This is a genomic window from Nocardioides sp. B129/18, assembly GCF_055282735.1.
In genome coordinates, this window is sequence record NZ_JBUZJI010000003.1 from 43,944 (window position 1) to 65,325 (window position 21,382).

General features: G+C 75.2%; 20 protein-coding genes. 13 read left to right on the forward strand and 7 right to left on the reverse strand.

All coding sequences use genetic code 11. The annotated features are described in order from the left end of the window. Positions 1-14: 14 nt before the first annotated feature. The 3 genes from ACZDWJ_RS03020 to holA all read left to right on the forward strand — a co-directional run bounded on the left by ACZDWJ_RS03020 (position 15) and on the right by holA (position 4,551). Positions 15-1,130 carry a ComEA family DNA-binding protein gene (locus ACZDWJ_RS03020; protein ID WP_463519435.1) on the forward strand — a complete coding sequence of 372 codons (1,116 nt, stop codon included), beginning with the start codon at positions 15-17 and terminating at the stop codon, positions 1,128-1,130. Continuing rightward, a complete protein-coding gene (locus tag ACZDWJ_RS03025) occupies positions 1,127-3,460 on the forward strand; it encodes a DNA internalization-related competence protein ComEC/Rec2 (RefSeq protein WP_463519436.1) in 2,334 nt (777 codons plus the stop codon). Before ACZDWJ_RS03020 ends, ACZDWJ_RS03025 begins: the two co-directional genes overlap by 4 nt. 92 nt (positions 3,461-3,552) lie before the next feature. Next, positions 3,553-4,551: a DNA polymerase III subunit delta gene (holA, locus tag ACZDWJ_RS03030; protein WP_463519437.1), complete on the forward strand. Its 999-nt coding sequence runs from the start codon at positions 3,553-3,555 to the stop codon at positions 4,549-4,551. 136 nt (positions 4,552-4,687) lie between these two features. Here holA and rpsT read toward each other — a convergent pair whose 3' ends face one another. The 3 genes from rpsT to ACZDWJ_RS03045 all read right to left on the reverse strand — a co-directional run bounded on the left by rpsT (position 4,688) and on the right by ACZDWJ_RS03045 (position 6,628). Then, the gene (rpsT, locus tag ACZDWJ_RS03035) at positions 4,688-4,948 is read right to left on the reverse strand and encodes a 30S ribosomal protein S20 (protein WP_463519438.1); all 261 of its coding nucleotides are present in this window, start codon (positions 4,946-4,948) and stop codon (positions 4,688-4,690) included. Between the two features lie 140 nt (positions 4,949-5,088). After that, positions 5,089-6,147 carry a phosphotransferase family protein gene (locus tag ACZDWJ_RS03040; protein ID WP_463519439.1) on the reverse strand — a complete coding sequence of 353 codons (1,059 nt, stop codon included), beginning with the start codon at positions 6,145-6,147 and terminating at the stop codon, positions 5,089-5,091. A 52-nt stretch (positions 6,148-6,199) separates the two neighbouring features. Continuing rightward, the gene (locus tag ACZDWJ_RS03045; protein WP_463519440.1) at positions 6,200-6,628 is read right to left on the reverse strand and encodes a hypothetical protein; all 429 of its coding nucleotides are present in this window, start codon (positions 6,626-6,628) and stop codon (positions 6,200-6,202) included. Between the two features lie 143 nt (positions 6,629-6,771). Between ACZDWJ_RS03045 and ACZDWJ_RS03050 the strand changes: the two genes are divergently transcribed. The 4 genes from ACZDWJ_RS03050 (at position 6,772) to ACZDWJ_RS03065 (ending at position 11,320) form a co-directional block, all read left to right on the forward strand. Further along, complete coding sequence (locus tag ACZDWJ_RS03050; RefSeq protein ID WP_463519441.1) at positions 6,772-8,022, forward strand: sensor histidine kinase; 1,251 nt, start codon at positions 6,772-6,774, stop codon at positions 8,020-8,022. After that, positions 8,019-8,747 carry a response regulator transcription factor gene (locus ACZDWJ_RS03055; protein WP_463519442.1) on the forward strand — a complete coding sequence of 243 codons (729 nt, stop codon included), beginning with the start codon at positions 8,019-8,021 and terminating at the stop codon, positions 8,745-8,747. Before ACZDWJ_RS03050 ends, ACZDWJ_RS03055 begins: the two co-directional genes overlap by 4 nt. A 185-nt stretch (positions 8,748-8,932) precedes the next feature. After that, positions 8,933-10,816 (forward strand): translation elongation factor 4, encoded by a 1,884-nt coding sequence (gene lepA / locus ACZDWJ_RS03060; protein WP_463519443.1) that lies wholly within the window; start codon positions 8,933-8,935, stop codon positions 10,814-10,816. Positions 10,817-10,825: 9 nt separating this feature from the next. After that, positions 10,826-11,320, forward strand: a complete 495-nt coding sequence (locus ACZDWJ_RS03065) for a GNAT family N-acetyltransferase (RefSeq protein ID WP_463519444.1) — start codon at positions 10,826-10,828, stop codon at positions 11,318-11,320. 25 nt (positions 11,321-11,345) lie between these two features. Here the strand turns inward: ACZDWJ_RS03065 and ACZDWJ_RS03070 are convergent, their stop codons facing one another. Further along, positions 11,346-12,038: an MBL fold metallo-hydrolase gene (locus ACZDWJ_RS03070; protein ID WP_463519445.1), complete on the reverse strand. Its 693-nt coding sequence runs from the start codon at positions 12,036-12,038 to the stop codon at positions 11,346-11,348. 77 nt (positions 12,039-12,115) lie between these two features. Between ACZDWJ_RS03070 and ACZDWJ_RS03075 the strand changes: the two genes are divergently transcribed. After that, positions 12,116-13,033, forward strand: a complete 918-nt coding sequence (locus tag ACZDWJ_RS03075; protein WP_463519446.1) for an aminoglycoside phosphotransferase family protein — start codon at positions 12,116-12,118, stop codon at positions 13,031-13,033. 108 nt (positions 13,034-13,141) lie between these two features. Here ACZDWJ_RS03075 and ACZDWJ_RS03080 read toward each other — a convergent pair whose 3' ends face one another. From ACZDWJ_RS03080 to ACZDWJ_RS03090, 3 genes are read right to left on the reverse strand one after another with little or no spacing between them, the layout of a single operon-like run. After that, the gene (locus tag ACZDWJ_RS03080; protein ID WP_463519447.1) at positions 13,142-14,248 is read right to left on the reverse strand and encodes an NAD-dependent epimerase/dehydratase family protein; all 1,107 of its coding nucleotides are present in this window, start codon (positions 14,246-14,248) and stop codon (positions 13,142-13,144) included. Positions 14,249-14,257: 9 nt separating this feature from the next. Next, positions 14,258-14,572: a transcriptional regulator gene (locus tag ACZDWJ_RS03085; protein WP_463519448.1), complete on the reverse strand. Its 315-nt coding sequence runs from the start codon at positions 14,570-14,572 to the stop codon at positions 14,258-14,260. Further along, positions 14,569-15,036, reverse strand: a complete 468-nt coding sequence (locus ACZDWJ_RS03090) for a hypothetical protein (protein WP_463519449.1) — start codon at positions 15,034-15,036, stop codon at positions 14,569-14,571. The genes ACZDWJ_RS03085 and ACZDWJ_RS03090 overlap by 4 nt, the downstream gene beginning before the upstream one ends. Positions 15,037-15,108: 72 nt before the next feature. Here ACZDWJ_RS03090 and ACZDWJ_RS03095 point away from each other — a divergent pair, with 72 nt between their 5' ends. The 5 genes from ACZDWJ_RS03095 to ACZDWJ_RS03115 all read left to right on the forward strand — a co-directional run bounded on the left by ACZDWJ_RS03095 (position 15,109) and on the right by ACZDWJ_RS03115 (position 21,378). Then, positions 15,109-15,816 carry an MOSC domain-containing protein gene (locus tag ACZDWJ_RS03095; protein WP_463519450.1) on the forward strand — a complete coding sequence of 236 codons (708 nt, stop codon included), beginning with the start codon at positions 15,109-15,111 and terminating at the stop codon, positions 15,814-15,816. Beyond that, positions 15,813-17,045: an MFS transporter gene (locus ACZDWJ_RS03100; RefSeq protein ID WP_463519451.1), complete on the forward strand. Its 1,233-nt coding sequence runs from the start codon at positions 15,813-15,815 to the stop codon at positions 17,043-17,045. The genes ACZDWJ_RS03095 and ACZDWJ_RS03100 overlap by 4 nt, the downstream gene beginning before the upstream one ends. Positions 17,046-17,080: 35 nt before the next feature. After that, the gene (locus tag ACZDWJ_RS03105) at positions 17,081-18,913 is read left to right on the forward strand and encodes an AMP-dependent synthetase/ligase (protein WP_463519452.1); all 1,833 of its coding nucleotides are present in this window, start codon (positions 17,081-17,083) and stop codon (positions 18,911-18,913) included. A 102-nt stretch (positions 18,914-19,015) separates the two neighbouring features. After that, positions 19,016-19,780, forward strand: a complete 765-nt coding sequence (locus ACZDWJ_RS03110) for a hypothetical protein (protein ID WP_463519453.1) — start codon at positions 19,016-19,018, stop codon at positions 19,778-19,780. After that, entirely contained in the window at positions 19,780-21,378 is a 1,599-nt protein-coding gene (locus ACZDWJ_RS03115) for a DNA polymerase Y family protein (protein WP_463519454.1), read from the forward strand. Before ACZDWJ_RS03110 ends, ACZDWJ_RS03115 begins: the two co-directional genes overlap by 1 nt. Positions 21,379-21,382 lie beyond the last annotated feature (4 nt).

The following is a 21,382-nucleotide window of genomic DNA, read 5'->3' on the forward strand; positions in this document are numbered from 1 at the left end:
CTAGCGTCGAGGGCATGCGCTCGCGAAGCCCCGAACCCCCTGACGACGCCCTCGCCCGGCGCTGGGAGCAGCTGCGCGCCGAGCTGGCCCGGGCCACCGACGGCTCGGCGCCCTCCGATGCCGTCGCTGAAGCGGCGCCCGAGACCGTGTCCGAGGCCGGGGCGGCCCCCGCGCAGGCGGACTGGTGGGCCGGTCACACCCGGCTGGCGCCGCGCCGGGCTCTGCCCGGGCTGGCCGGTGCCGATCTCGAGGACGCCCTCGATCACGCGCCTGGGCGCGCGGAGGCGTCGGTCGACCTCGGCGCGGACGAGGGCGAGGAGCCCGACCCGTGGCGGGTGCCGATGCCCGGGCGTCACGCGTCGCGCCGCGACGATCGCGATCGCCGCGACGTCGGCGGATGGCTGCGCGCCCGGGTGCAGGGGGTCGCCGGCATCCACGACGCGCTGGGGCGTGCGCGGGGGCTGCTCGGGCCCGGCCCTGTCGCCGTCGTCGCCGTCCTGGTGTGCCTGGGCCTGGCCTGGGCCTGCTGGTCGATGGTGCGGGCCCGTCCGGTGCCCGTCTCGGCCCCGATCTCCACCGGCGGCGTGCCCCCGGGCGCGCCGTTGAGCCCAGCCGAGTCGGCCGGGTCCGACGCAGCCGCCGGCTCGACGGCCTCGACGCCGCCGGCCGCTGCGGGAGCCTCGGCGAGCCCGTCGGGCCGGGTCACCGTCGACGTCGCGGGGCGGGTGCGTCGCCCCGGCATCGCGGTGCTTCCGGCCGGCTCGCGGGTGGTCGATGCGTTGAAGGCGGCCGGCGGAGCGCGCAGCGGGGTCGACCTCAGCGCGCTCAACCTGGCGCGCGTGCTCGTCGATGGCGAGCAGATCCTCGTCGGGCGCGCCGCTCCAGCCGCGGTGCCGGGCGCTGCGGCGGCCGAAGGGGCCGCGGCCCCGGCTGCCGGGGCGCCCCTGAACCTGAACACGGCCACGCCCGAGCAGCTCGAGGCCCTGCCCCAGGTCGGCCCGGTCACGGCGCAGGCGATCGTGGCCTGGCGCACCGAGCACGGCGCGTTCGCCTCCGTCGACGAGCTGCTGGAGGTCGACGGCATCGGCGACGCCACCCTGCGTCAGCTCGCGCCGCTGGTGACCGTGTGAGGCTCGACGCCGTCCCCGAGGTCGATCTGCGGATGCCGGCCGTCGCGGCGGCCTGCTGGGTGGGTGCGCTCGCGGGCGCGACGCGGGTCCAGGACGGCGAGGTCGCCCGCTGGGCGGGCATCCTGGCCTGCGCCGGCGTCCTGGTGGGTCTCGTGGCGGCCGCGCGTGCCCGACGCTCCCGCGACCTCGGACGTCGCACCGTCGCCGTGCTCCTGCTCGGCGCCGCGGCGGGCGCGGTCGTGACGATCGGCCACGGCGACCCGCTCCGCCACGGTCCGGTCAGCGGGCTGGCCGAGGAGCGGGCGTCGGTCACGGTGCTGATGCGCGTCACCGACGACCCCCGCCCGGTGGCCGGCCGCTTCGAGGACCTCCTGCTCCTCCACGCCCAGGTGCTCCGCGTCGAGGGGCGGGGGCGCGGATGGGCGGTGCGCACGCCGGTGCTGGTGATGGCGGACCCGTCGTGGGCCCCGGTCGCGCTGGGGGCCACTGTCGAGGCGCGGGGCCGGCTGGCGCCGGGGGAGGGCGATGTCGCCGCCGTGCTCGATCCGCGGGGGCCGCCGACGGTGCGGGCCCCGCCGGACGTGTGGTGGCGGATGGCGGCGCGCGTGCGGCAGGGGCTGCGCGACAGCGTCGCCCATCGCCCCGAGGCCCAGCGCGCCCTGGTGCCGGCGCTCGTCGACGGCGACGACGTGGCCGTGCCGCCCGAGCTCGCGGCCGACTTCCGCACCACCGGCCTCACCCACCTGCTCGCGGTCTCGGGCACCAACCTCACCCTCGTGCTGGCGGCCCTGCTCGGCGTCGGCCGGTGGTGCGGCGTGCGGGGCCGGTGGTCGCTGGTGCTGGCCGCCGCGGGCATCGCGGGGTTCGTCCTGGTGGCGCGCACCGAGCCGAGCGTGCTGCGGGCGGCGGTCATGGGCGGCGTCGCCCTGCTGTCCTTCCGCGGCGACGGACGTCGACGCGGCACCCGCGCGCTCGGGGTCACGGTGACGCTCCTGCTGCTCGCCGAGCCGACGCTGGCCACCTCGGCGGGGTTCGCGCTGTCGGTGCTCGCGACGGGCGGGATCCTCGTGTGGGGCCCGCGCTGGCGCGACGCGCTCGGCCGCTGGCTCCCGGGCTGGCTCGCCGAGGCGATCGCGGTGCCGGTGGCCGCCCAGCTGGCCTGCACTCCGCTCGTCGCCGGGCTCTCGGGCCAGGTCAGCCTCGTCGCCGTGGCCGCCAACCTGCTCGCGGCCCCGGCGGTCGGTCCGGCCACGGTGCTGGGCCTGGTGGGCGGACTGCTCGCCGTGCCCAGCGTGGCGGTCGGGCGCCTGGTCGGCACGCTCGCCGCCTGGTGCGTCGGATGGATCGTGCTGGTGGCGCGCACCCTGGCCGACGTGCCGCTGGCGGCCGTCGACTCCGGCGGCGGCGTCGTGCGGCTGCTCGTGCTCACCCTGCTCTGCGTGACGATGGTCGTGCTCGGGCCGCGGCTGGTAGCGCGTCCGGCAGGAGGGCTGGCCGCCTTCGCGGTGCTCGCCGTCGTCGTGCTCGTCCGTCCGCCCAGCCCGGGCTGGCCGCCCGCGGGCTGGCGTCTGGTCGCCTGCGACGTGGGCCAGGGCGACGCGCTGGTCGTGTCCACCGGCTCGGCGGGGGAGGCGGTGGTCGTCGACGCCGGCCCGGACCCGACGCTCGTCGACCGGTGCCTGGACCGCCTCGGCGTGCGCAGCGTCCCGCTGGTCGTGCTCACCCACTACCACGCCGACCACGTCGACGGCCTGGCCGGCGTCTTCGACGGCCGCGGGGTCGGAGCCGTGCTGGTCACCACGCTCCAGGACCCGCCCGGCGGCGTCGCGGAGGTGCGCGAGGTGGCCGCCGAGCACCGGGTGCCGGTGCGGGTGCTGACGCGCGGCCCCGCCTTCGACGTCGGCCAGGCCCGCTTCGAGCCGCTGTGGCCCGAGCCGGGGCCGCCGCGCACCGGCCCGGGCGACGGCAGCACGGCGAACGCCGCCAGCGTCGTGCTGCTGGTGCGCAGCGGCGGGCTCTCGATGCTGCTCACCGGCGACCTCGAGCCCGACGGCCAGCAGGCCCTCGCCCGCGAGCGTCCCGACCTGAGGGCCGACGTGCTCAAGCTGCCCCACCACGGCAGCCGCTACCAGAGCCTGGCCTGGCTGGACTCCCTGCAGGCCTCGGTGGTGCTCGTCAGCGTGGGCGCCGACAACGACTACGGCCATCCCAACGGCCCTCTCCTCGACCACCTGCGCCGGGCCGGGATGCGGGTGCTGCGCACGGATCAGGACGGCTCGCTGGCGGTCACCGGCACCGACGGCGACCTGGCGACGGCGACGGACGGCTGAGGAGTCGGCTGAGGAGTCGGCTGAGGAGTCGGCTGAGGGGTGCCCGGGGAGTCGACGGCGGTGTCGGCGCGGTGTGACAGGCTGAGCGCATCATGGCTGGCACGCGCACCTCCGGACCCCAGATCGGCGACCTCCTCGGCCGGGTCGTCCTGGTCACCGGCAAGGAGGAGTTCTTCAACGAGCGCTCCGTCCAGACCGTGCGGGAGGTGGTCCGCGCCTACGACGTCGACGCCGAGCTCGCCGACAGCCCTGCCGCCGACCTCACCCTCGCCACCCTCGGCGAGCTCGCGGCGCCGTCGCTGTTCTCCACGACCCGCTGCATCGTCGTGCGGGCGCTGGAGAACCTCCCCGAGGAGTCGGCGGCCGGCCTGGTCGACTACGCCACCGCGCCGGTGGAGGACGTCGCGCTCGTGCTGGTGCACGGCGGCGGCCCCAAGGGCTCGGGGACGCTGAACAAGCTGCGCAAGCTGCCCGCCGTCTCGGAGTGGCGCTCGGAGGAGCTCAAGGCCAGCGAGCTCCCGTCGTTCGTCGGGGCGGAGATCCGCCGTCACGGCGGCCGCATCGACCCCGAGGCCGCCGGGCTGCTCGTCCAGGCCATCGGCAACGACCTGCGCTCCCTCGCCGCCGCCGCCGACCAGCTGGCCCACGACTTCCCCGGCGAGACCCTCACCGCCGAGCGGGTGCAGCGCTACTTCGGCGGCCGGGCCGAGGCGAAGTCCTTCGCCGTGGCCGACGCCGCCTTCTCCGGCCAGCGCCAGCGGGCGCTGGAGGAGCTGCGCTGGGCGCTCGACAACGGCACTCCGGGGGTGCTGGTCACCTCCGCGTTCGCCGGCAGCGCCCGCGGCCTGGCCCGGCTCCAGGGCGCGAGCCGCGGCGCCCGCGACGCCGACCTGGCCCGCGAGGTGGGCGTCCCGCCGTGGAAGCTGCGCACCCTGCGCGAGCAGTCCCGCGGTTGGAACCCGCCGGGGCTCGCCGCGGCGATCCGCGCGGTGGCCCGAGCCGACGCCGACATCAAGGGCGCCGCCTCCGACCCCGCCTACACCCTCGAGCGCCTCGTGCTCACCATCGCCGGTCTGCGCGAGCGCCGCTGAGCCTCGACCACCACCGACCCCGGTGGGACGGCTGGGGTGGTGCGGGGGTCTCAGCAGGCTCGACCACCGAAGCCGGGAACGCCGAAGGCCCCCGACCGCCGAGCGGTGGGGGCCTTCGAGAAGCCGGGGGCCTGCGTCAGAGCGAGGCGGCCTTCTTGGCGATGGCCGACTTGCGGTTCGCGGCCTGGTTCTTGTGGATGACGCCCTTGGAGACGGCCTTGTCCAGCTTGCGGGAGGCGTCGGCGCCGAGCGCGACGGCCTGGTCCTTGTCGCCGGCCTCAGCGGCCTCGCGGAACTTGCGCACGGCGGTCTTCAGGCCGGTCTTGACGGCCTTGTTGCGCTCGTGGCGCTTCTCGTTCTGCTTGTTGCGCTTGATCTGGGACTTGATGTTCGCCACTGAGATGCCTTCGGATCGAATCGGATGCGGAGCTGAGTCTGGAGTCTCGGCCGAGCAGTGAGTCGGGGGCCGAGCCGCGGTCGGCGCAGGCAGCAGCCAGACACGCGACGCACGAGGTTAACAGTGGCGCTCGGACCGCCTCAAATCGGCAGGTCCTCCAGCCGGTCATTCTGCGGGGCGTGCCGCGGGTCGCTGGCGGCGGACTCCTCGGTCGCGTCGAGGAGCGCGATCTCATCGTGCCAGCCGCGCCGCTCGGCGAGCCAGCGGCGGACGACCCGCGCCTGCCACCGCTGGGCGATGCGCAGGTAGGGCGAGGTGGTGGGCGTGGCCTCGGCGCCCATCGCCAGGAAGTAGCCCAGGCAGAGGGCGAGGAAGGAGTCGACGTGCTCGGCGGAGACCTCGCGCAGGAGCGGGTGGGTGGCCAGGACGTCGTCGACGGCGAGCCCGTCGCCGCGCGGGCCGATGAGCAGCAGGACGAGGTCGAGCCAGGCCGCGCCCCGTGCCGGCCAGTTCCAGTCGCAGACCAGCACCCGGCCGTCGTCGGCGATCAGGACGTTGTCGTCGCGCAGGTCGGTGTGGACCAGCGCGTCGCCGGCGGTGGCCGGGACGAACGCGTCGGCCAGCGCGGTGCACTCCGCGGCGCGGGGCAGGGCGGCCAGCGCCGGGCGACGCCACAGCCCGGGCCAGGAGCCGAACTCCTCGGCGATCGGGGGCAGCTCGAGGTCCTCGGGGGCCGGGTCGAGGAGCGGGGCGGTGGCGGCGAGCGCGTCGAGGACGGCGTCGAGCTCCTCGCGCCGCCAGGGCCGCTCGGGCGGGCGGGCCTCGACGTGCTCGATGCCGAGGACGACCCAGTCGTCCCAGCCGTCGTCGGCCGGTCCGCCGTCGGGGCCGACGCCGATGGTCCACAGCAGCCGCGGCGCCGGGACGCCCTCGGGCAGGCGGGCGAGCTTGCGCGCCTCCTCGCGGTAGGCGTCGGCGAAGGCGCGCTGGGCGGGCACGGAGGCCGCCTTGACGAAGTGACGCGAGCCGTCGAGGCAGGTGAGCACCGAGGCCATGCCGGGGGTGAACCCGGCGTCGCAGGAGAGCGCGTCGACCACCGGCGAGCCGCAGCGCGACTCCACGGCCGAGCGCAGGGCCGGCGGCAGGAAGCTCCACTGGAGTCGGCGCGCGGTCGCGCCGTGCGGGATGTGGCCGGTCACGTCCTGCACTCTCGCACGGGCCGGCGGGGCCGGGAGGGAGCCCCGCCGGGGATCAGGCGGAGCGGCGCCCGGGCTCGGGCACGGCTCCGATGAGGGCGGCCGCCTGCGCCTCGGCGCGGGGGAGGCGCCGCAGGGCGGGATGCTCGGCGTGCGCCCGGAGGAGGGCGTGGACGCCGGGCAGGTCACGGGCGGTGGCGGCCAGGGCGTCGGCGGCGGCCTGCTGCGGCGAGGCGACGCCGACCTCCCACGCCTGCTCCAGGCGCACGTGGAGGCGGCGCAGCCAGGTGCCCTGCACCTGGACGAGGAGGTCGTCGAGGTCGTCGTAGCCCTCGGGGACGACGGTGAGGCGCAGCTCGGCGAGGCGGGCGCCGGCGGCCAGGCGCCGGTCGGCGTCGGCCAGCACGGCCCGCAGCCCTGCCGAGCGCAGGTGGTGGCGCTCCCAGGCGGGGGCCGGGCGGGGGGAGGAGGTGAGGGTCGGCATGGCTCGACGCTAGGACGCAGGGCGCCCGGTCCGCGGCCGTCGACGGGCGGATCCTCGACGCCCTGCCAGGGGCGGAGCGTTCGGTCCCGCGCTCCGCCCGGAGTCGGATGTGGCCGGGCTCGGGGAGTCCTACGCTGAGGCTCGTGCGCGCCCTGCTGATGCGAGTCACCCTGCGGGTGGCCGCGACCCACGACCGGTGGGTCGCGAACGGGTATCCGGGGTTCCCGCTCTGGATCCCGGCGCTCATCCACAGCGCCCTGCTCGGCACGGCCCTCATCACGGTGCTGCAGCGCCCGGTCGGCGACATGCCGTGGGCGGCGCTGCTGGTCGGCGTCGCGCTCTCCCCGTGGCTGGGCGCCGTGCGCGGCCGGATCGCCCCCGCACCGCTCTACTGGCTGCTCACCGGCGGCGCGACCCTCGCGCTGATGCACCTGCACCCGGTCGACTACGACTTCGCGCCGTTCCTGCTCGTGGTCATGGTCGGCGAGGTCGGCGCCTGCCTCCCGCTGCTGCGCAGCGGCCTGCTCTGCGCGGCCACGCTGCCCCTCATCCTCGTCCTGGTCGTCGACGGCACGCTGCCGATGGGCGCCGGCGGCGTGTGGATGACCGCGATCGTCATCGGCTGGGACGTCGGGTTCATCCTGCGCTTCCAGCAGCTGCGGGTCGAGGACGGCGAGCGCCGCCAGGTCGAGCACGCGCGCCAGGCGGCGCTGGAGGAGCGGCAGCGCATCGCCCGTGACGTCCACGACCTCGTGGCGCACTCCCTGAGCGTGACGCTGCTGCACCTGACCGCCGCGCGCCGCGACCTCGAGGACGGCGGGGAGGTCGAGGAGGTCGTCGCCGCGCTCGTCGACGCCGAGCGCGTGGGTCGCCAGACGATGAGCGAGATCCGCGGCGTCGTGGGCGTCCTCGGGCAGGGCGAGGAGGAGCGCACCGCGCTCCCGGGCGTCGCCGACCTGCCGGCGCTCGTCGAGGACTACCGCGCGGCCGGCCTCGACGTCGTGTGGACGCCGGGCTCCGGCGACGTCGCCGAGGTGCCGCCCGCGACCTCCCTCGCGCTCTACCGCATCGTCCAGGAGTCGCTGGCGAACGTGGCCAAGCACGCGCCCGGCTCCCGCGCGCTGGTGCGCCTGGACCTCGACGGCGACGCCGGTCTGCTGACGATCCGCAACGCCGCGCCCCGCGGCGCCGTGCGCGGCGTCGGCGGCTCGGGGCTGCGTGGCATGGCCGAGCGCGCCGACCAGATCGGCGCCCGTCTCACCGCGGGCCTGGAGGGTCCGCTGTGGACCGTGCGCGTCGTGCTGCCGCGTGCCAGCCGCGAGGTGCCGGCCTCGCTGCGGGCCCGCTGCCCGCTGCCGGCGCTCTCGACCATCCGCCGGGTGGTGACCCAGTGAGCACGGGCCAGTCCGCGCGGTCCGCGCGGTCCGCGCAGTCCGGGCTGCCGGGCGAGCCGGAGCCCGACGCCCTCGTGCGCGTCCTGCTCGTCGACGACCAGGAGCTCGTGCGATCGGGGCTGCGCCGGATCCTGCGCCGCCGCGACGGCATCGAGGTCGTGGGGGAGTGCGAGGACGGTGACGAGGTGGCCGCCGCGGTCGCCACGACCAGGCCCGACGTCGTCGTCATGGACCTGCGGATGCGCCGCGTCGACGGCATTGCCGCCACCGAGCGGCTCGCCGCGCAGCCGGACTCCCCGCCGGTGCTGGTGCTGACCACTTTCGACGACGACGCCCTCCTCTCCGGTGCCCTGCGCGCCGGCGCCGCGGGGTTCCTGCTCAAGGACAGCCCGGCCGAGGACCTCGTCCGGGGCGTCCACGCGGTCGCCGCCGGGCACGCCCTGCTCGACCCCGGCGTCACCGCCCGGGTGCTCAGCGCGTACCGGGCCGCGCCGGAGCCCGCGACCGCCGCCCCGGACGTCGAGGAGCTCAGCCCGCGCGAGTGCGAGGTCCTCCGGCTCATCGGCCGTGGCCTGAGCAACGGCGAGATCGCCGAGACGCTGGTGATCTCCGAGGTCACGGTGAAGAGCCACGTCGGGCGGATCTTCCTCAAGCTGGGCCTGCGCGACCGCGCCGCGGCGATCGTCTACGCCTTCGACCGCGGCCTGGTGACGCCCGGCGGCTGAGCCGGTCCAGGCAGCGGTCCAGGCAGCGGTCCAGGCAGCGGTCCAGGCAGCGGTCCAGGCAGCGGTCCGGACCGTGGTTCGGCCATCGGTTCGGCCCAGCCGGGTGCGGGATGGGACACTGGAGCCAGCCAGCCCGCAGCCACCCGCAGCACCGCCACCCGAGCGAGAGACCCGAGACGAACCCCGTGCCCGCTGTCCCGATCAACGCCGCGCCCCAGCCCGGCCGCACCGACGCGTCGGTCATCCGCAACTTCTGCATCATCGCCCACATCGACCACGGCAAGTCGACGCTGGCCGATCGGATGCTGCAGCTCACCGGCGTCGTCGACGAGCGCAGCGCCCGGGCGCAGTACCTCGACCGCATGGACATCGAGCGCGAGCGCGGCATCACGATCAAGAGCCAGGCGGTGCGCATGCCCTGGCGCGTCGAGGAGGGCAACGCGCTCGGCGCCCCGGCCGGCGACTTCGTGCTCAACATGATCGACACCCCGGGCCACGTCGACTTCACCTACGAGGTCTCCCGCTCGCTGGAGGCCTGCGAGGCCGCGATCCTGCTCGTCGACGCCGCGCAGGGCATCGAGGCGCAGACGCTGGCGAACCTCTACCTCGCGATGGGCGCCGACCTGCAGATCATCCCGGTGCTCAACAAGATCGACCTGCCCAGCGCCAACCCGGAGAAGTACGCCGCCGAGCTGGCCGGCCTGGTCGGCTGCGAGCCCGAGGACGTCCTCCAGGTGAGCGCCAAGACCGGCCTCGGCGTCGAGGCGCTGCTCGACCACATCGTCGCGCAGACCCCCGCCCCGGTCGGCGACGCCGACAAGCCGGCCCGGGCGCTGATCTTCGACTCCGTCTACGACACCTACCGCGGCGTCATCACCTACGTCCGCGTGGTCGACGGCAAGCTCAACCACCGCGACCGCATCAAGATGATGTCGACCAGCGCCACCCACGAGATGCTCGAGGTCGGCGTCATCAGCCCCGAGCAGGTCAAGGCCGGCGAGCTGGGCGTCGGCGAGGTCGGCTACCTCATCACCGGCGTGAAGGACGTGCGCCAGTCGCGCGTCGGCGACACCGTCACGACGCTGCACGGCGGCGCCACCGAGCCGCTCGGCGGCTACAAGCACCCCAACCCGATGGTCTACGCCGGCCTCTACCCGATCGACGGCGACCAGTTCGGCGACCTGCGCGAGGCGCTGGAGAAGCTGCAGCTCAACGACGCCGCCCTCACCTACGAGCCGGAGACCTCCGGCGCGCTGGGGTTCGGCTTCCGCTGCGGCTTCCTCGGCCTGCTGCACATGGAGATCACCCGCGACCGCCTCGAGCGCGAGTTCGGCCTCGACCTCATCTCCACCGCGCCCAACGTCGTCTACGAGGTCGTCATGGAGGACGGCTCGAAGCACGTCGTCACCAACCCCAGCGAGTTCCCCGAGGGCAAGATCAACGAGGTCCACGAGCCCGTCGTCCGGGCCACGATCCTCAGCCCGAGCGACTACATCGGCACGATCATGGAGCTGTGCCAGACCAAGCGCGGCGCGCTGCAGGGCATGGACTACCTCTCCGAGGACCGCGTCGAGATGCGCTACGTCCTGCCGATGGGCGAGATCGTCTTCGACTTCTTCGACCAGCTGAAGTCGCGCACCAAGGGCTACGCCTCGCTCGACTACGAGCGCTCCGGCGAGCAGGCCGCCGACCTGGTGAAGGTCGACATCCTGCTGCAGGGCGAGCCGGTCGACGCCTTCTCCGCGATCGTCCACCGCGACGCCGCCTACGCCTACGGCGTGATGATGGCCGGCAAGCTCAAGGAGCTCATCCCGCGCCAGCAGTTCGAGGTGCCGATCCAGGCGGCCATCGGCGCCCGGGTCATCGCCCGCGAGAACATCCGCGCGATCCGCAAGGACGTCCTGGCCAAGTGCTACGGCGGCGACATCAGCCGCAAGCGCAAGCTGCTGGAGAAGCAGAAGGAGGGCAAGAAGCGGATGAAGATGGTCGGCCGCGTCGAGGTCCCCCAGGAGGCTTTCGTGGCCGCGCTCTCCTCCGACGGCGCGGGCGCCACCGAGCGCAAGAAGTAGAGCCCGGACGTGGCGCTGCGGCCGGTCGCCGACGACCAGTGGGACGTCGTCGCCTGGCTGTGGCAGGACTTCCGCCACGACCTCGCCCCGGCCGTCGGCGGGTTCCCGTACGCCGACGGCCGCTATCGCCACGAGTGGCTCGACGCCTACCCGGCGCCTGATCGCCACGGCCACCTGGCCTGGGAGCCGCACCCGAACACCGGCGAGGACGCCCCCGTCGGCTTCGCGCTGGTGCGTCCCGGCGTCGAGCGCAAGCACCTCATGCAGGCGTTCTTCGTGGTCCCGGCCGCGCGCCGCGGCGGCTACGGGACGCGGATGGCGCGCGAGGTCATCGGCCTGCACCCCGGCGGCTGGGAGATCCCCTTCCAGCACGACAACGAGGGCGCAGGTCCGTTCTGGCGCTCAGTGGCCACGGCCGCGTGGGGCGAGGGCTGGGTCGAGACCCGCGAGACGGTGCCCCACAAGCCCGAGGCGCCTGCGGACCACTGGATCCGCACGATCTGAGCGGAGCCCTGCGTCCTCGCGACGGTCAGGGGCGCCACACCGCGGCGTCGTGCGCGAACCGCACCTCCTGCGGGTCGAGCGCGAGGATCCCGGCCAGCCACGGGCTCGGGGCGGGCAGGGGCTCCTCGTGCCCGAGCGCCGGGGCGCGCGCGGCGAGCACGTCGCTCGACCAGTGCGACGCGGTGTCGTGGGCCTGGCCGGCCAGCACGAGCAGACCGTCGTCGCACTCCACCAGCAGCGACTGGTGGCCGGCGGTGTGCCCGGGGGTCGGCACGATCCGGACGCCGGGGGCGACGTCGGCCGGGCCGTCGAGCCGCTCGTAGCGCAGCCTCGGCGCCTCGACGAGCTCCGGGACGGTGTAGCCCTCCTGGCCGGCGTCCTCGAGCTCGCGGGCCTGCACGAGGATCGGGCGTCGGGCCAGCATCGGGTTCGCCCCGACGTGGTCGAAGTGCAGGTGGCAGTTGACGACGAGCGCGACGTCGTCGAGGTCGGCGTCGACGGACGCGAGCGCCCGCGGCAGGGGAGTGCGCCGCGGTCGGTAGTGCGCCTCGGTCTCCGGATCGGCCTCGCCGAGGCCGGTGTCGAAGAGCAGCAGCCCGGAGGCGATGGGCACGAGGTAGGCGTGCACCGGCTCCACCCGCGGCGCGCCGGTGCCGGTCTCGGACGCCGGGCGCACGAAGGTGCCGAGGTCGAGGCGTCGGACGTCGCGGAGGAGCACGGGGCGACGCTACGCCCGTGGCTGGGCAGGGCCCAGGCGGAGGCGGCCGGTGACCGGGTGCGTGATGGGATGCAGGCGTGTCCCCGCTGCGTGTCCCGGCCTCGTTCGAGACCATCGCCGCCCGCGGCCCGGCCTGGGCGGCGTTCGTGGAGGGCGCGCCGCGGCTGGTCCGCGACCTGCTGGGGGAGTGGGACCTCGCGCTCGACGGCGAGGGCACGCACGGGCACTGCGCGCTCGTCGTCCCGGTGCGCACGCGGGATCGGGCCGACGCCGTGCTCAAGGTGGGGTTCCTCGACGAGGAGTCCGAGCACGAGGCGCTCGCGATGCAGCACTGGCACGGGCACGGAGCGGCGACGCTGCTGCGCGCCGACCCGCGGCGGGGAGCGCTCCTGCTCGAGCGCCTCACCGTGCGCGATCTCAGCGAGGAGTGGGACGTCGCGGCCTGCGAGGCCGTGGGCGAGCTCTACGGCGCGCTCCACCGCCCGGCCCCACCGCAGCTGCGCCTGCTGTCGGTGCTCTGCGAGGGCTGGGCCGCGCGGCTCACAGCGCTGCCGCGCTCGGCGCCGCTGCCGCGACGGATGGTCGAGCAGGCCGCCCACTTGGCGGCGTCCTTCGCCACCGACGCCGCCACCGACGGGCGCCTGCTGCACACCGACCTGCACTACGAGAACGTGCTGGCCGACGCCTCGGGCGCCTGGCGGGTGATCGATCCCAAGCCGCTCTCCGGCGACCCGCACTTCGAGCCCGCCCCGCTGCTGTGGAACCGGTTCGACGAGCTCGCCGGCGACGTCCGCGACGGCGTCCGACTCCGCTTCCACGCCGTCATCGACGCCGCCGGGCTCGACGAGGACCGCGCCCGCGACTGGGTGGTGCTGCGGATGATGGTCAACGCCCTGTGGCGCCTGGAGGAGGACGCCGCGGGCGTCACGCGCCTGGCGTCGTCGGCGTCCTGGCTGACGACGTGCGTCGCCGTCGCCAAGGCGGTGCAGGACTGAGGCGGGCCGTCTCCCGTGGGACGTCGCCTGTGGATGACGACGAGATTGGTCAGGGGAACTTCTGCGTCAGAGCCTCCAAGTTCCCCTGACCTTCCAGAAGTTCCCCGGTCAGCCGGGGAAATCCTCAGCCCTCCGGATCCGGCTCGCCGAACGCGGCGGCGACTCGCCCCACGGGTCGGCGAAGGACCGGCCGGCGACGCGGCGGCGGGCCGGGCGGCGGCGCACCGTCTCGTGGACGACCGGCCCGGCGAGCCGCAGCAGGTAGCGCCGCAGGCCGGTGCGACGGCGGATCTCGGCGAGCATCGCGGGCCAGGAGCAGCGCTGGAAGTCCAGGAGCTCCTGGGCCTCGGCGGTGTCCATCCAATCGGTGGCGAACCACGCGGCGTCGTCGTCGGGGTCGCCGGGGCGACCGGGCGGCATCGCGCCCTCCAGACCGAGGGCGCCGGTGATGGCGGGCGTGATCTCGCGCTGGCGCAGCCGGTGGGTGGCGTCGCCGCCGATCATCAGGGTGCGGCCCGCCAGGGGCTCGACCGGGCCTGCGGCCGCGGCGACGAACGCGCGGGCGACGTCGCGGACGTCGACGGTCTGGATGCGCTGGTCGGCGGGCAGCATGCCCTCGAAGTCCATCGCGTCGGCGTCGAGCCCCGAGGGCGTGGTGGTGAGCACGCCGCCGAGGCGCAGGATCGTCCAGCTGCCGGGGTGGGCGCGGACGATCGACTCCGCCTCGGCCTTGTGGCGTCCGTAGAGGTCGGAGGGGCGGACGGGCGTCTCGGCCCCGAGCAGCGCGTCGGTGCGGTGCGGGTTGCGCGCCCCGTGCACCGCGACGCTGGAGGCCAGGACGAGGTGCGGCGAGCCCGGTGCCGCCGCGACGGCCTCCGCGACGTGCCGGGTGCCGTCGACGTTCACCCTCCGTGCCACTGCGGGGGAGCGGTAGCAGCCGGGCGGGATCACGGCCGCCAGGTGCACGACGGCCCGGGGCCGGGCCGACCACACGAGGTGGCGCGTGGCCTCGGCGGAGGTGAGGTCGGCCCAGTCGGCACGGAACAGCCCGCGCTCCCCGTGCCGCGCGCCGAGCCCGGCGGCCCAGCGGCGGTGCTCGGCGGTGCCGAGGTCGGAGGCGAGCACGGGGTGGCCGGCGTCGATCAGCGCGTCGACGACGGCGCGGCCCACCAGGCCGCAGGCGCCGGTGACCAGCACGGGGTCGGCGGAGGTCATGCCCCGACGCTAGGGCATGTCCGGAGCCGCTGCGGGGTCCGTGGCGGCGAGGATCGCCTCCAGCGCGGCCCGGTGACGGCGGTAGGCGGCGCGGCCCGCGCGGGTGATGGAGAAGGTGGTGGTGCTGCCCCGTCCGCGGCCGGACTTGCGCACGCCGACGTAGCCGGCGGCCTCCAGGGCGCTCATCTGCTTGGAGAGGTCGGAGTCGCTCACCGCCAGCCGCTCGCGCAGGGCCGGGAACGTCGCCTGGCCCGAGACGTCGAGCATCGCCATGGCTGCCAGCCGCTTCGGAGCGTGGATGAGCGGGTCCAGCTCCTCGATCACGCCAGCTCCGCCCGGATGCGGTCGGCGACGACGCCGTAGGCGTGCTCGTACCAGGCGATCGTGCTGCCGGCGAGCACGGCGCCGACGATCGCCGACCAGGGCCGCCCGGCGAGCAGGTCGACCGCGACGGTGACGGCGGCGACGACGCCGATGAGCGCCCAGAGGCGACGCACCAGCGCCGTGATGGCCGGGGGGCGTCGGGCGCTGGACGTGGGCAGCGCGCCGTGGCGGCGCGAGTACCACCCCAGGAAGGCCAGCGCCAGGAGCGTGGGCGTGATGGCGATGCCGAGCTGGAGCACGGGGTTCTCGACGTCGACGTGGACGGTGGTCACCAGGAGGGCGGTCCACAGGCCCCAGGCGACGGGGTACCAGGCGCCGAGGCGCGGGTAGTCGATGAAGGGGGAGACCTCGGCGCGCAGCATGGCGCGACGAGCCTCCTCGAGGTCGGTCCGAGAGCTTTCCATGTGGGAAAGCGTAGGAATCGCTTTCCGGAAATGCAAGTGATGGAGGACGGGGCCCGGTGCGAGGATGCGGCCATGAGCCAGGGGAGGCCGTCGGGCATGCAGGGCAGCGCACGAGTGATCTCGGTGAACGTCGGAGGCCCTCGGGAGGCGTCGTGGGCCGGCATCGGCCGCACGTCGATCGACAAGGCCGCGGTCGAGGGACCGGTGGCCGTGCGCCGCCTCGGGCTCGAGGGCGACGAGGTCTCCGACACCCGCCACCACGGCGGCGTCGACCAGGCCGTGTACGCCTTCGCCGTCGAGGACCTGCGCATCTGGGCCGAGCGTCTCGGCGCGCCGATCGCTCCGGGGCGGTTCGGGGAGAACCTCACCACCGAGGGGATCGACGTCAACGAGGCCGAGGTCGGCGAGCGCTGGCGCGTCGGCACCGCGCTGCTCGAGGTCCGCTCGATCCGCACCCCCTGCAACGACTTCAAGCGCTGGATGGGCCTCGGCGGCTACGACGAGCGCGCCTGGGTGCGCCGCTTCACCGTCGAGGCGCGTCCCGGCCCCTACCTCAAGGTGCTCGAGGAGGGCGTCGTCGCCGCCGGCGACGCCGTCGAGGTGGTGCACCGCCCCGGCCACGGCGTGACGGTCTCGACGATGTTCCGCGCCCTCAACGGCGATCGTCCGCTCCTGCCGCGGCTCCTCGACGTCCCCGACCTCGTGCCGAAGGCGCGCGCGAAGGCCGAGCAGTACGTCCGCGACCTCGCCGAGGGCCGGGAGGACCTCCTGCTCGGATGAGGGGCGTCCCGGAGGATCCGCGCCTGCGCCGGATGGCCCTGGCCACCCTGGTCAACACCACCGGCAACGGCATCTCCTTCACCCTGAGCGCCCTCTACTTCACCCGCATCGTCGGGCTCTCGGTGGCGCAGGTCGGCCTGGGCCTGAGCATCGCCGGCGCCCTCGCGCTCGGGGCGGGCATCCCGCTGGGCCACCTCGCCGACCGCCGGGGTCCGCGCGAGGTGCAGGTGGTGCTTCTGGTCGGCGTCGCCGCGGTCTCGGCGGTCTACCTGCTCGTCGAGGCGTGGTGGCAGTTCGTGGTGCTCTCCTCGGTCATCGCGATCCTCCAGGCCGGCGCGAACACGGTGCGCAACGCGCTGATCTCGGTGGTCACCACCGGCGCCGAGCGCGGCGCCACCAAGGCCTACCTGCGCTCGATCACCAACATCGGCATGACCCTCGGCACCGGCGTCGCGGCCCTGGCGCTGCACGCCGACACCCGCGAGGCCTACCGCGCCGTGATGTACCTCGACGTCCTCACCTACCTGGTGGCCGCCGTGGTGCTGCTCGGCCTGCCGCACGTCGCGCCGAGCCCGGCCGGCGGACGCGGCGGGATGCTGGTGGCGCTGCGCGACCGGCCCTACGTGCTGGTGGTGGCGGTCTCCTCGGTGCTGACCATGCACTACTGGATCCTCGAGCTCGCGGTGCCGCTGTGGGTCGTCGAGCACACCCGGGCCCCGCACGCGCTGGTCTCGGTGCTGCTCGTGATCAACACCGTGGTGGTCGTGCTGGCCCAGGTCGCGGTGGCCCGCCGAGTGGCGACCCCGGTGGCGGCGGCCAGGGCGGCATTGGTCTCGGGGGTCCTGTTCGTCGGGGCGTGCGTCCTGCTCGGCCTGGCCGAGGAGGGCGGGCCCCTGCAGGCCGGGGCGACGCTCGCGGCGGTGCTGCTGGTCGGCGGGGCCCTCGTGCACGTCGTCGGCGAGCTGTGCCAGGCGTCGTCGAGCTTCCTGCTCTCCTTCGAGCTGGCCCGCGAGGAGTCGATGGGGCAGTACCAGGGCGTGTGGAGCCTGGGCTACGGCGTCTCCTCGCTCGCCGCGCCCACGGTGATGGCCCTGCTGCCGCTCGGACTGGGGCTGATCGGCTGGCTCCTGCTGGGCGCGATCCTGCTCGCGGCGGCCGCCTCGACCGGCCCGGTGGTGCGGCACGCGCTGCGCTCGCGGGCCGATTCGCCTGTGCTCGCGGACATCTGACCCGCCAGTAGGCTCCGTGATCTAAGTTACTCGCCATGGCGATCGTGCGAGACACCAGCTTCGTGGACCACCTGCCCCGCAACGTGGCCGTCCAGTTCCTCGACCGGGTGGCCACGAGCCCCGAGTCGGAGGCCTTCCGGTTCCCGGTGGGCACCGCCTGGGAGTCGGTCACCTGGCGCCAGGCCGGCACGGAGGTCGAGCGCCTCGCCGCCGGTCTCCTCGCCCTCGGCCTGGGCTCGGAGGAGCGGGTCGGCATCGCGGCCGGCACCCGCTACGAGTGGATCCTGGCCGACCTCGCGATCATGTGCGCCGGTGGCGCCACCACCACCGTCTACCCCTCCACCAACGGCGACGACGTCGCCTACATCCTCGCCGACTCCGGCTCCAAGGTCGTCTTCGCCGAGGACGCCGAGCAGGTCGCCAAGCTCGTCCAGTACCGCGACCAGCTCCCCGAGGTGCTGCGCGTGGTCACCTTCGAGAAGGTCGACGCCGCGGACGCCCCCGAGGGCTGGGTCGTCGGCCTCGAGCAGCTGGCCACCGAGGGCGACGCCTACCTCGCCGAGCACCCCGGCGCCGTCGAGGAGATCGCCCGGGCGATCGAGCCCGACGCCCTGGCCACCCTCATCTACACCTCCGGCACCACCGGCCGCCCCAAGGGCGTGCGCCTGCTGCACCGCTCGTGGGTCTACGAGGGCGAGGCGATCCGCGTCCAGGACATCCTCCACGAGGACGACCTGCAGTTCCTCTGGCTGCCGATGGCCCACGCGTTCGGCAAGGTGCTGCTCTCCTCGCAGCTGGCCTGCGGCTTCGCCACCGCGATCGACGGCCGCGTCGACAAGATCATCGACAACCTCGCCGTGGTGCGGCCGACCTTCATGGGCGCCGCGCCCCGCATCTTCGAGAAGGCCTACGCCCGCATCATCACCATGCAGGCCTCCGAGGGCGGGGCGAAGGAGAAGATCTTCACCCAGGCATTCAAGGTCGGCCAGGCGGTCGACGAGCTGAAGCGGGCCGGCAAGCCCGTCCCGCTGCCGCTGAAGGTGCAGCACCGGGTCTTCGACAAGCTGGTCTTCGCCAAGGTGCGCGAGCGCTTCGGCGGACGCGTGAAGTTCTTCATCTCCGGCTCCGCGGCGCTCAACGCCGACATCGCGAGCTGGTTCCACGCCGCCGGCATCCTCATCCTCGAGGGCTACGGCATGACCGAGAACGCCGCCGGCGCCTCGGTGAACCACCCCGACGACTACAAGATCGGCACCGTCGGCCCCGCGCTGCCCGGCACCGAGATCAGGATCGGCGACGGCGACGAGGTGCTCCTGCGCGGCCCGCACATCATGGCCGGCTACCACAACCTGCCCGAGGAGACCGCCAAGGCGCTCGACGCCGACGGCTGGCTGCACACCGGCGACAAGGGCGCCCTCGACGCCGACGGCCACCTGCGCATCACCGGCCGCATCAAGGACCTCTTCAAGACCTCCGGCGGCAAGTACATCGCCCCGCCGGCGATCGAGGCCAAGTTCAAGGCGATCTGCCCGCTGGTCAGCCAGTTCATGGTCTTCGGCAACGAGCGCAACTTCGTCGTCGCGCTGGTCACCATCGACCCCGACGCCGCCACCTCGTGGGCCGCGGAGAACGGCCTGGAGGGGCTGGCGTACGCCGACATCGCCCGGCACGAGAGGATGCGTGCCGCGATCGGCGGCTACGTCGAGGAGCTCAACGCCCAGCTCAACCGCTGGGAGACCATCAAGAAGTGGGAGATCCTCGACCACGACCTCTCCATCGAGTCCGGCGAGCTGACGCCGTCGCTCAAGGTGAAGCGCAACGTGGTGGAGGAGCGCAACAAGGAGCGCATCGACGCGTTCTACGCCTGAGCGCCGGGGATCCCCGGGTGATCGTCCGGTGATCGTCCGGGGATCTTCTGAGGATCTGCCCGCTCCGGTTGCATCGATCGAACAGATGTTCGATCATGGGGCGTGGCCCTCTCGACCCCGACCCCGCGTGAGGCCCGGGACGCCGTCTCCGGCGGCCCGGGCCTCCCCGGCGATCAGCACGACCAGCTCGCGCTGCTGCGTCAGCGCATCTCGCGCCTGGAGCGCCCGGGGCTGAGCGCGGCCGAGGCCGGCGTCGAGCTGGTCACCCACCCGGCCCTCGCGCCGGTGCTGCGGCTGCGGGCCGGCGGGGCCTACCAGGTCGACTCCACCACCCTGGCGCTGATGCTGCTGGCCGGCCCCTCGCGGGCCGGCGCCTGGGGCGCGGTGCTCGGCGTCGACGACCTCGGCGCCGAGGCCGCCGCGGCGTGGGGCGTCGAGCTCTCCCGCACCATCGTCGTCCCCGAGCCGGGCGAGCAGTGGCTCGAGGCGCTCGGGGCGGTCATCGACGTCGCGGGCCTGGTGGTGGTCCGCCCGCCCCGCTCGTCCGGCCGGCAGGGACGCCGCGGCGCCGGGCTCGCCCCGTCGGTCACCGAGCGGCTGGCCGCCCGGCTGCGCGAGCGCTCCGCGGCGCTGGTGGTGCTGGGGGAGTGGCCGCGGGCCACGGCCCGGCTGCGGCTCACGGAGGTCGCGTGGAGCGGCGTCGGGCACGGCGAGGGCCTGCTGGCGAGCCGCCGGGCCGTCGTCGAGGTGCAGCGCGGCGCCGCGCCGCCCGTCCGCGTCGTGCTCGACGGCGAGGCCGCCGCGCTGGTCGGGGGGACTCCCGTGCGCGCCCCCGGGGCGCCCCTGCTCCGTCAGGCGGCCGGCTGATGCGCGTCTTCGTCGTCTGGTGTCCCGACTGGCCGGTCGTGGCCGCGCTGTGGGAGGCCGCGGGCGAGCCGTCGGCCGCCTCCGACGCGGGTGCGTCGGGCGCGCCGGGGGAGAGCCTCGCGGTCGGACGCCGTCCGGCCGCGGTGTTCGCGGCCAACCGGGTCGTGGCCTGCACCGCCCCGGCCCGCGAGCTCGGCGTGCGCCGCGGCATGCGGCGCCGCGACGCCCAGAGCCGCTGCCCCGAGCTGCGGGTGCTGCCCGACCGACCCGACCGCGACGCCCGCGCCTTCGAGCCGGTGCTCGCGGTGCTCGAGGAGCTGCGTCCCGGCGTCGCGCTGCTGCGCCCCGGGCTGGCCGCCATGCGCTCCCCGGGCCGCTACTACGGCGACGAGGAGGCCACCGCCGCCGTCGTCGCCGAGCGGCTGGTGCGCGCCGGGGTCTGGGACTGCCGGGTCGGCGTGGCCGACGACCTCCTCACCGCCGAGCAGGCCGCCCGCCTGGCCGGTCCCCAGGAGTGCCGCATCGTGCCGCCGGGCCGCTCGCGCGACCTCCTGGCCGACCTCCCCGTCGAGGTGCTCGACGACGCCGACGCCGTCAGCCTGCTGCGCCGCCTGGGCATCGACACCCTCGGCGCGCTGGCCACCCTGCCCGCGCCCGACGTCCGGGCTCGCTTCGGCCTGGCCGTCGCGCGGGTCCACCAGGTGCTCGACGGCGTCGACGCCCAGCGCTTCAGCCCCCGCACCCCGCCGCCCGACCTCGGCGTCGAGATCGCCTTCGAGCCGGCCCTCGACTCCTCCGAGGCCATCTGCTTCTCCGCCCGGCGCACCGCCGAGGCCCTGATCGCCGGGCTCACCGCCCGGCGCCTGGTCTGCACCGAGCTGCACATCGAGGTGCGCACCGAGGGCGAGCCGCCGGTGCTGGGCCGCACCTGGCTGCACCCGCGCTGGTTCACCGCCGTCGACGTCCTCGACCGCCTGCGCTATCAGCTCGCCGGGCAGGGCGCCGGCCAGGGCGTGGGGCTGGGCAGCCTCGGCGCCGCCGTCACCGGCGTGCGGCTGGAGCCGGAGAGCGTCGTCCCCGAGCACGTGCACGCCGATGGCCTGTGGGGCGGCACCGACGCCCGCGTCGAGCGCGGCATCGCCCGGCTGCAGGGCCTGCTGGGCCACGACCGCGTCCTCCAGCCGGTGCTGCAGGGCGGCCGCTCCCCGGCCGAGCGGCAGACGCTGGTGCCGTGGGGGCAGCGGCCCACCGGCCTGCGTCCCCTCGAGCCGGCCTGGCCCGGCCGCATCCTCGGACCCGCGCCCGCGCGGGTCTTCCCCACCCCCTGGCCCGCGCGGGTCGAGGACGCCGCGGCTCGTCCGGTGCGCGTCGACGAGCGCGGCGTGCTGTCCGGGGAGCCCGCCCGTCTCCACGTCGAGGACCGCTGGCACCCGGTCGTCGGCTGGGCGGGCCCCTGGCCGGCCGAGGAGGCCTGGTGGGAGCCCGGCGGTGGCGAGCGGGGGCCGCTGATGCGCTTCCAGCTCGTCGCCGCCGACGGCCGGGCGTGGCTGATCACCTGCCGCGACGGGCTGTGGGAGGCCGTGGCCGGCTATGAGTGAGCAG

Coding starts and splice junctions, on each gene's coding strand:
- ACZDWJ_RS03090 (WP_463519449.1), bottom strand. CDS start 15,036: ATGGAAAGCTCTCGGACCGACCTCGAGGAGGCTCGTCGCGCCATGCTG.
- ACZDWJ_RS03095 (WP_463519450.1), top strand. CDS start 15,109: ATGAGCCAGGGGAGGCCGTCGGGCATGCAGGGCAGCGCACGAGTGATC.
- holA (WP_463519437.1), top strand. CDS start 3,553: ATGGCTGGCACGCGCACCTCCGGACCCCAGATCGGCGACCTCCTCGGC.
- ACZDWJ_RS03045 (WP_463519440.1), bottom strand. CDS start 6,628: ATGCCGACCCTCACCTCCTCCCCCCGCCCGGCCCCCGCCTGGGAGCGC.
- ACZDWJ_RS03100 (WP_463519451.1), top strand. CDS start 15,813: ATGAGGGGCGTCCCGGAGGATCCGCGCCTGCGCCGGATGGCCCTGGCC.
- ACZDWJ_RS03115 (WP_463519454.1), top strand. CDS start 19,780: ATGCGCGTCTTCGTCGTCTGGTGTCCCGACTGGCCGGTCGTGGCCGCG.
- ACZDWJ_RS03020 (WP_463519435.1), top strand. CDS start 15: ATGCGCTCGCGAAGCCCCGAACCCCCTGACGACGCCCTCGCCCGGCGC.
- ACZDWJ_RS03080 (WP_463519447.1), bottom strand. CDS start 14,248: ATGACCTCCGCCGACCCCGTGCTGGTCACCGGCGCCTGCGGCCTGGTG.
- ACZDWJ_RS03105 (WP_463519452.1), top strand. CDS start 17,081: ATGGCGATCGTGCGAGACACCAGCTTCGTGGACCACCTGCCCCGCAAC.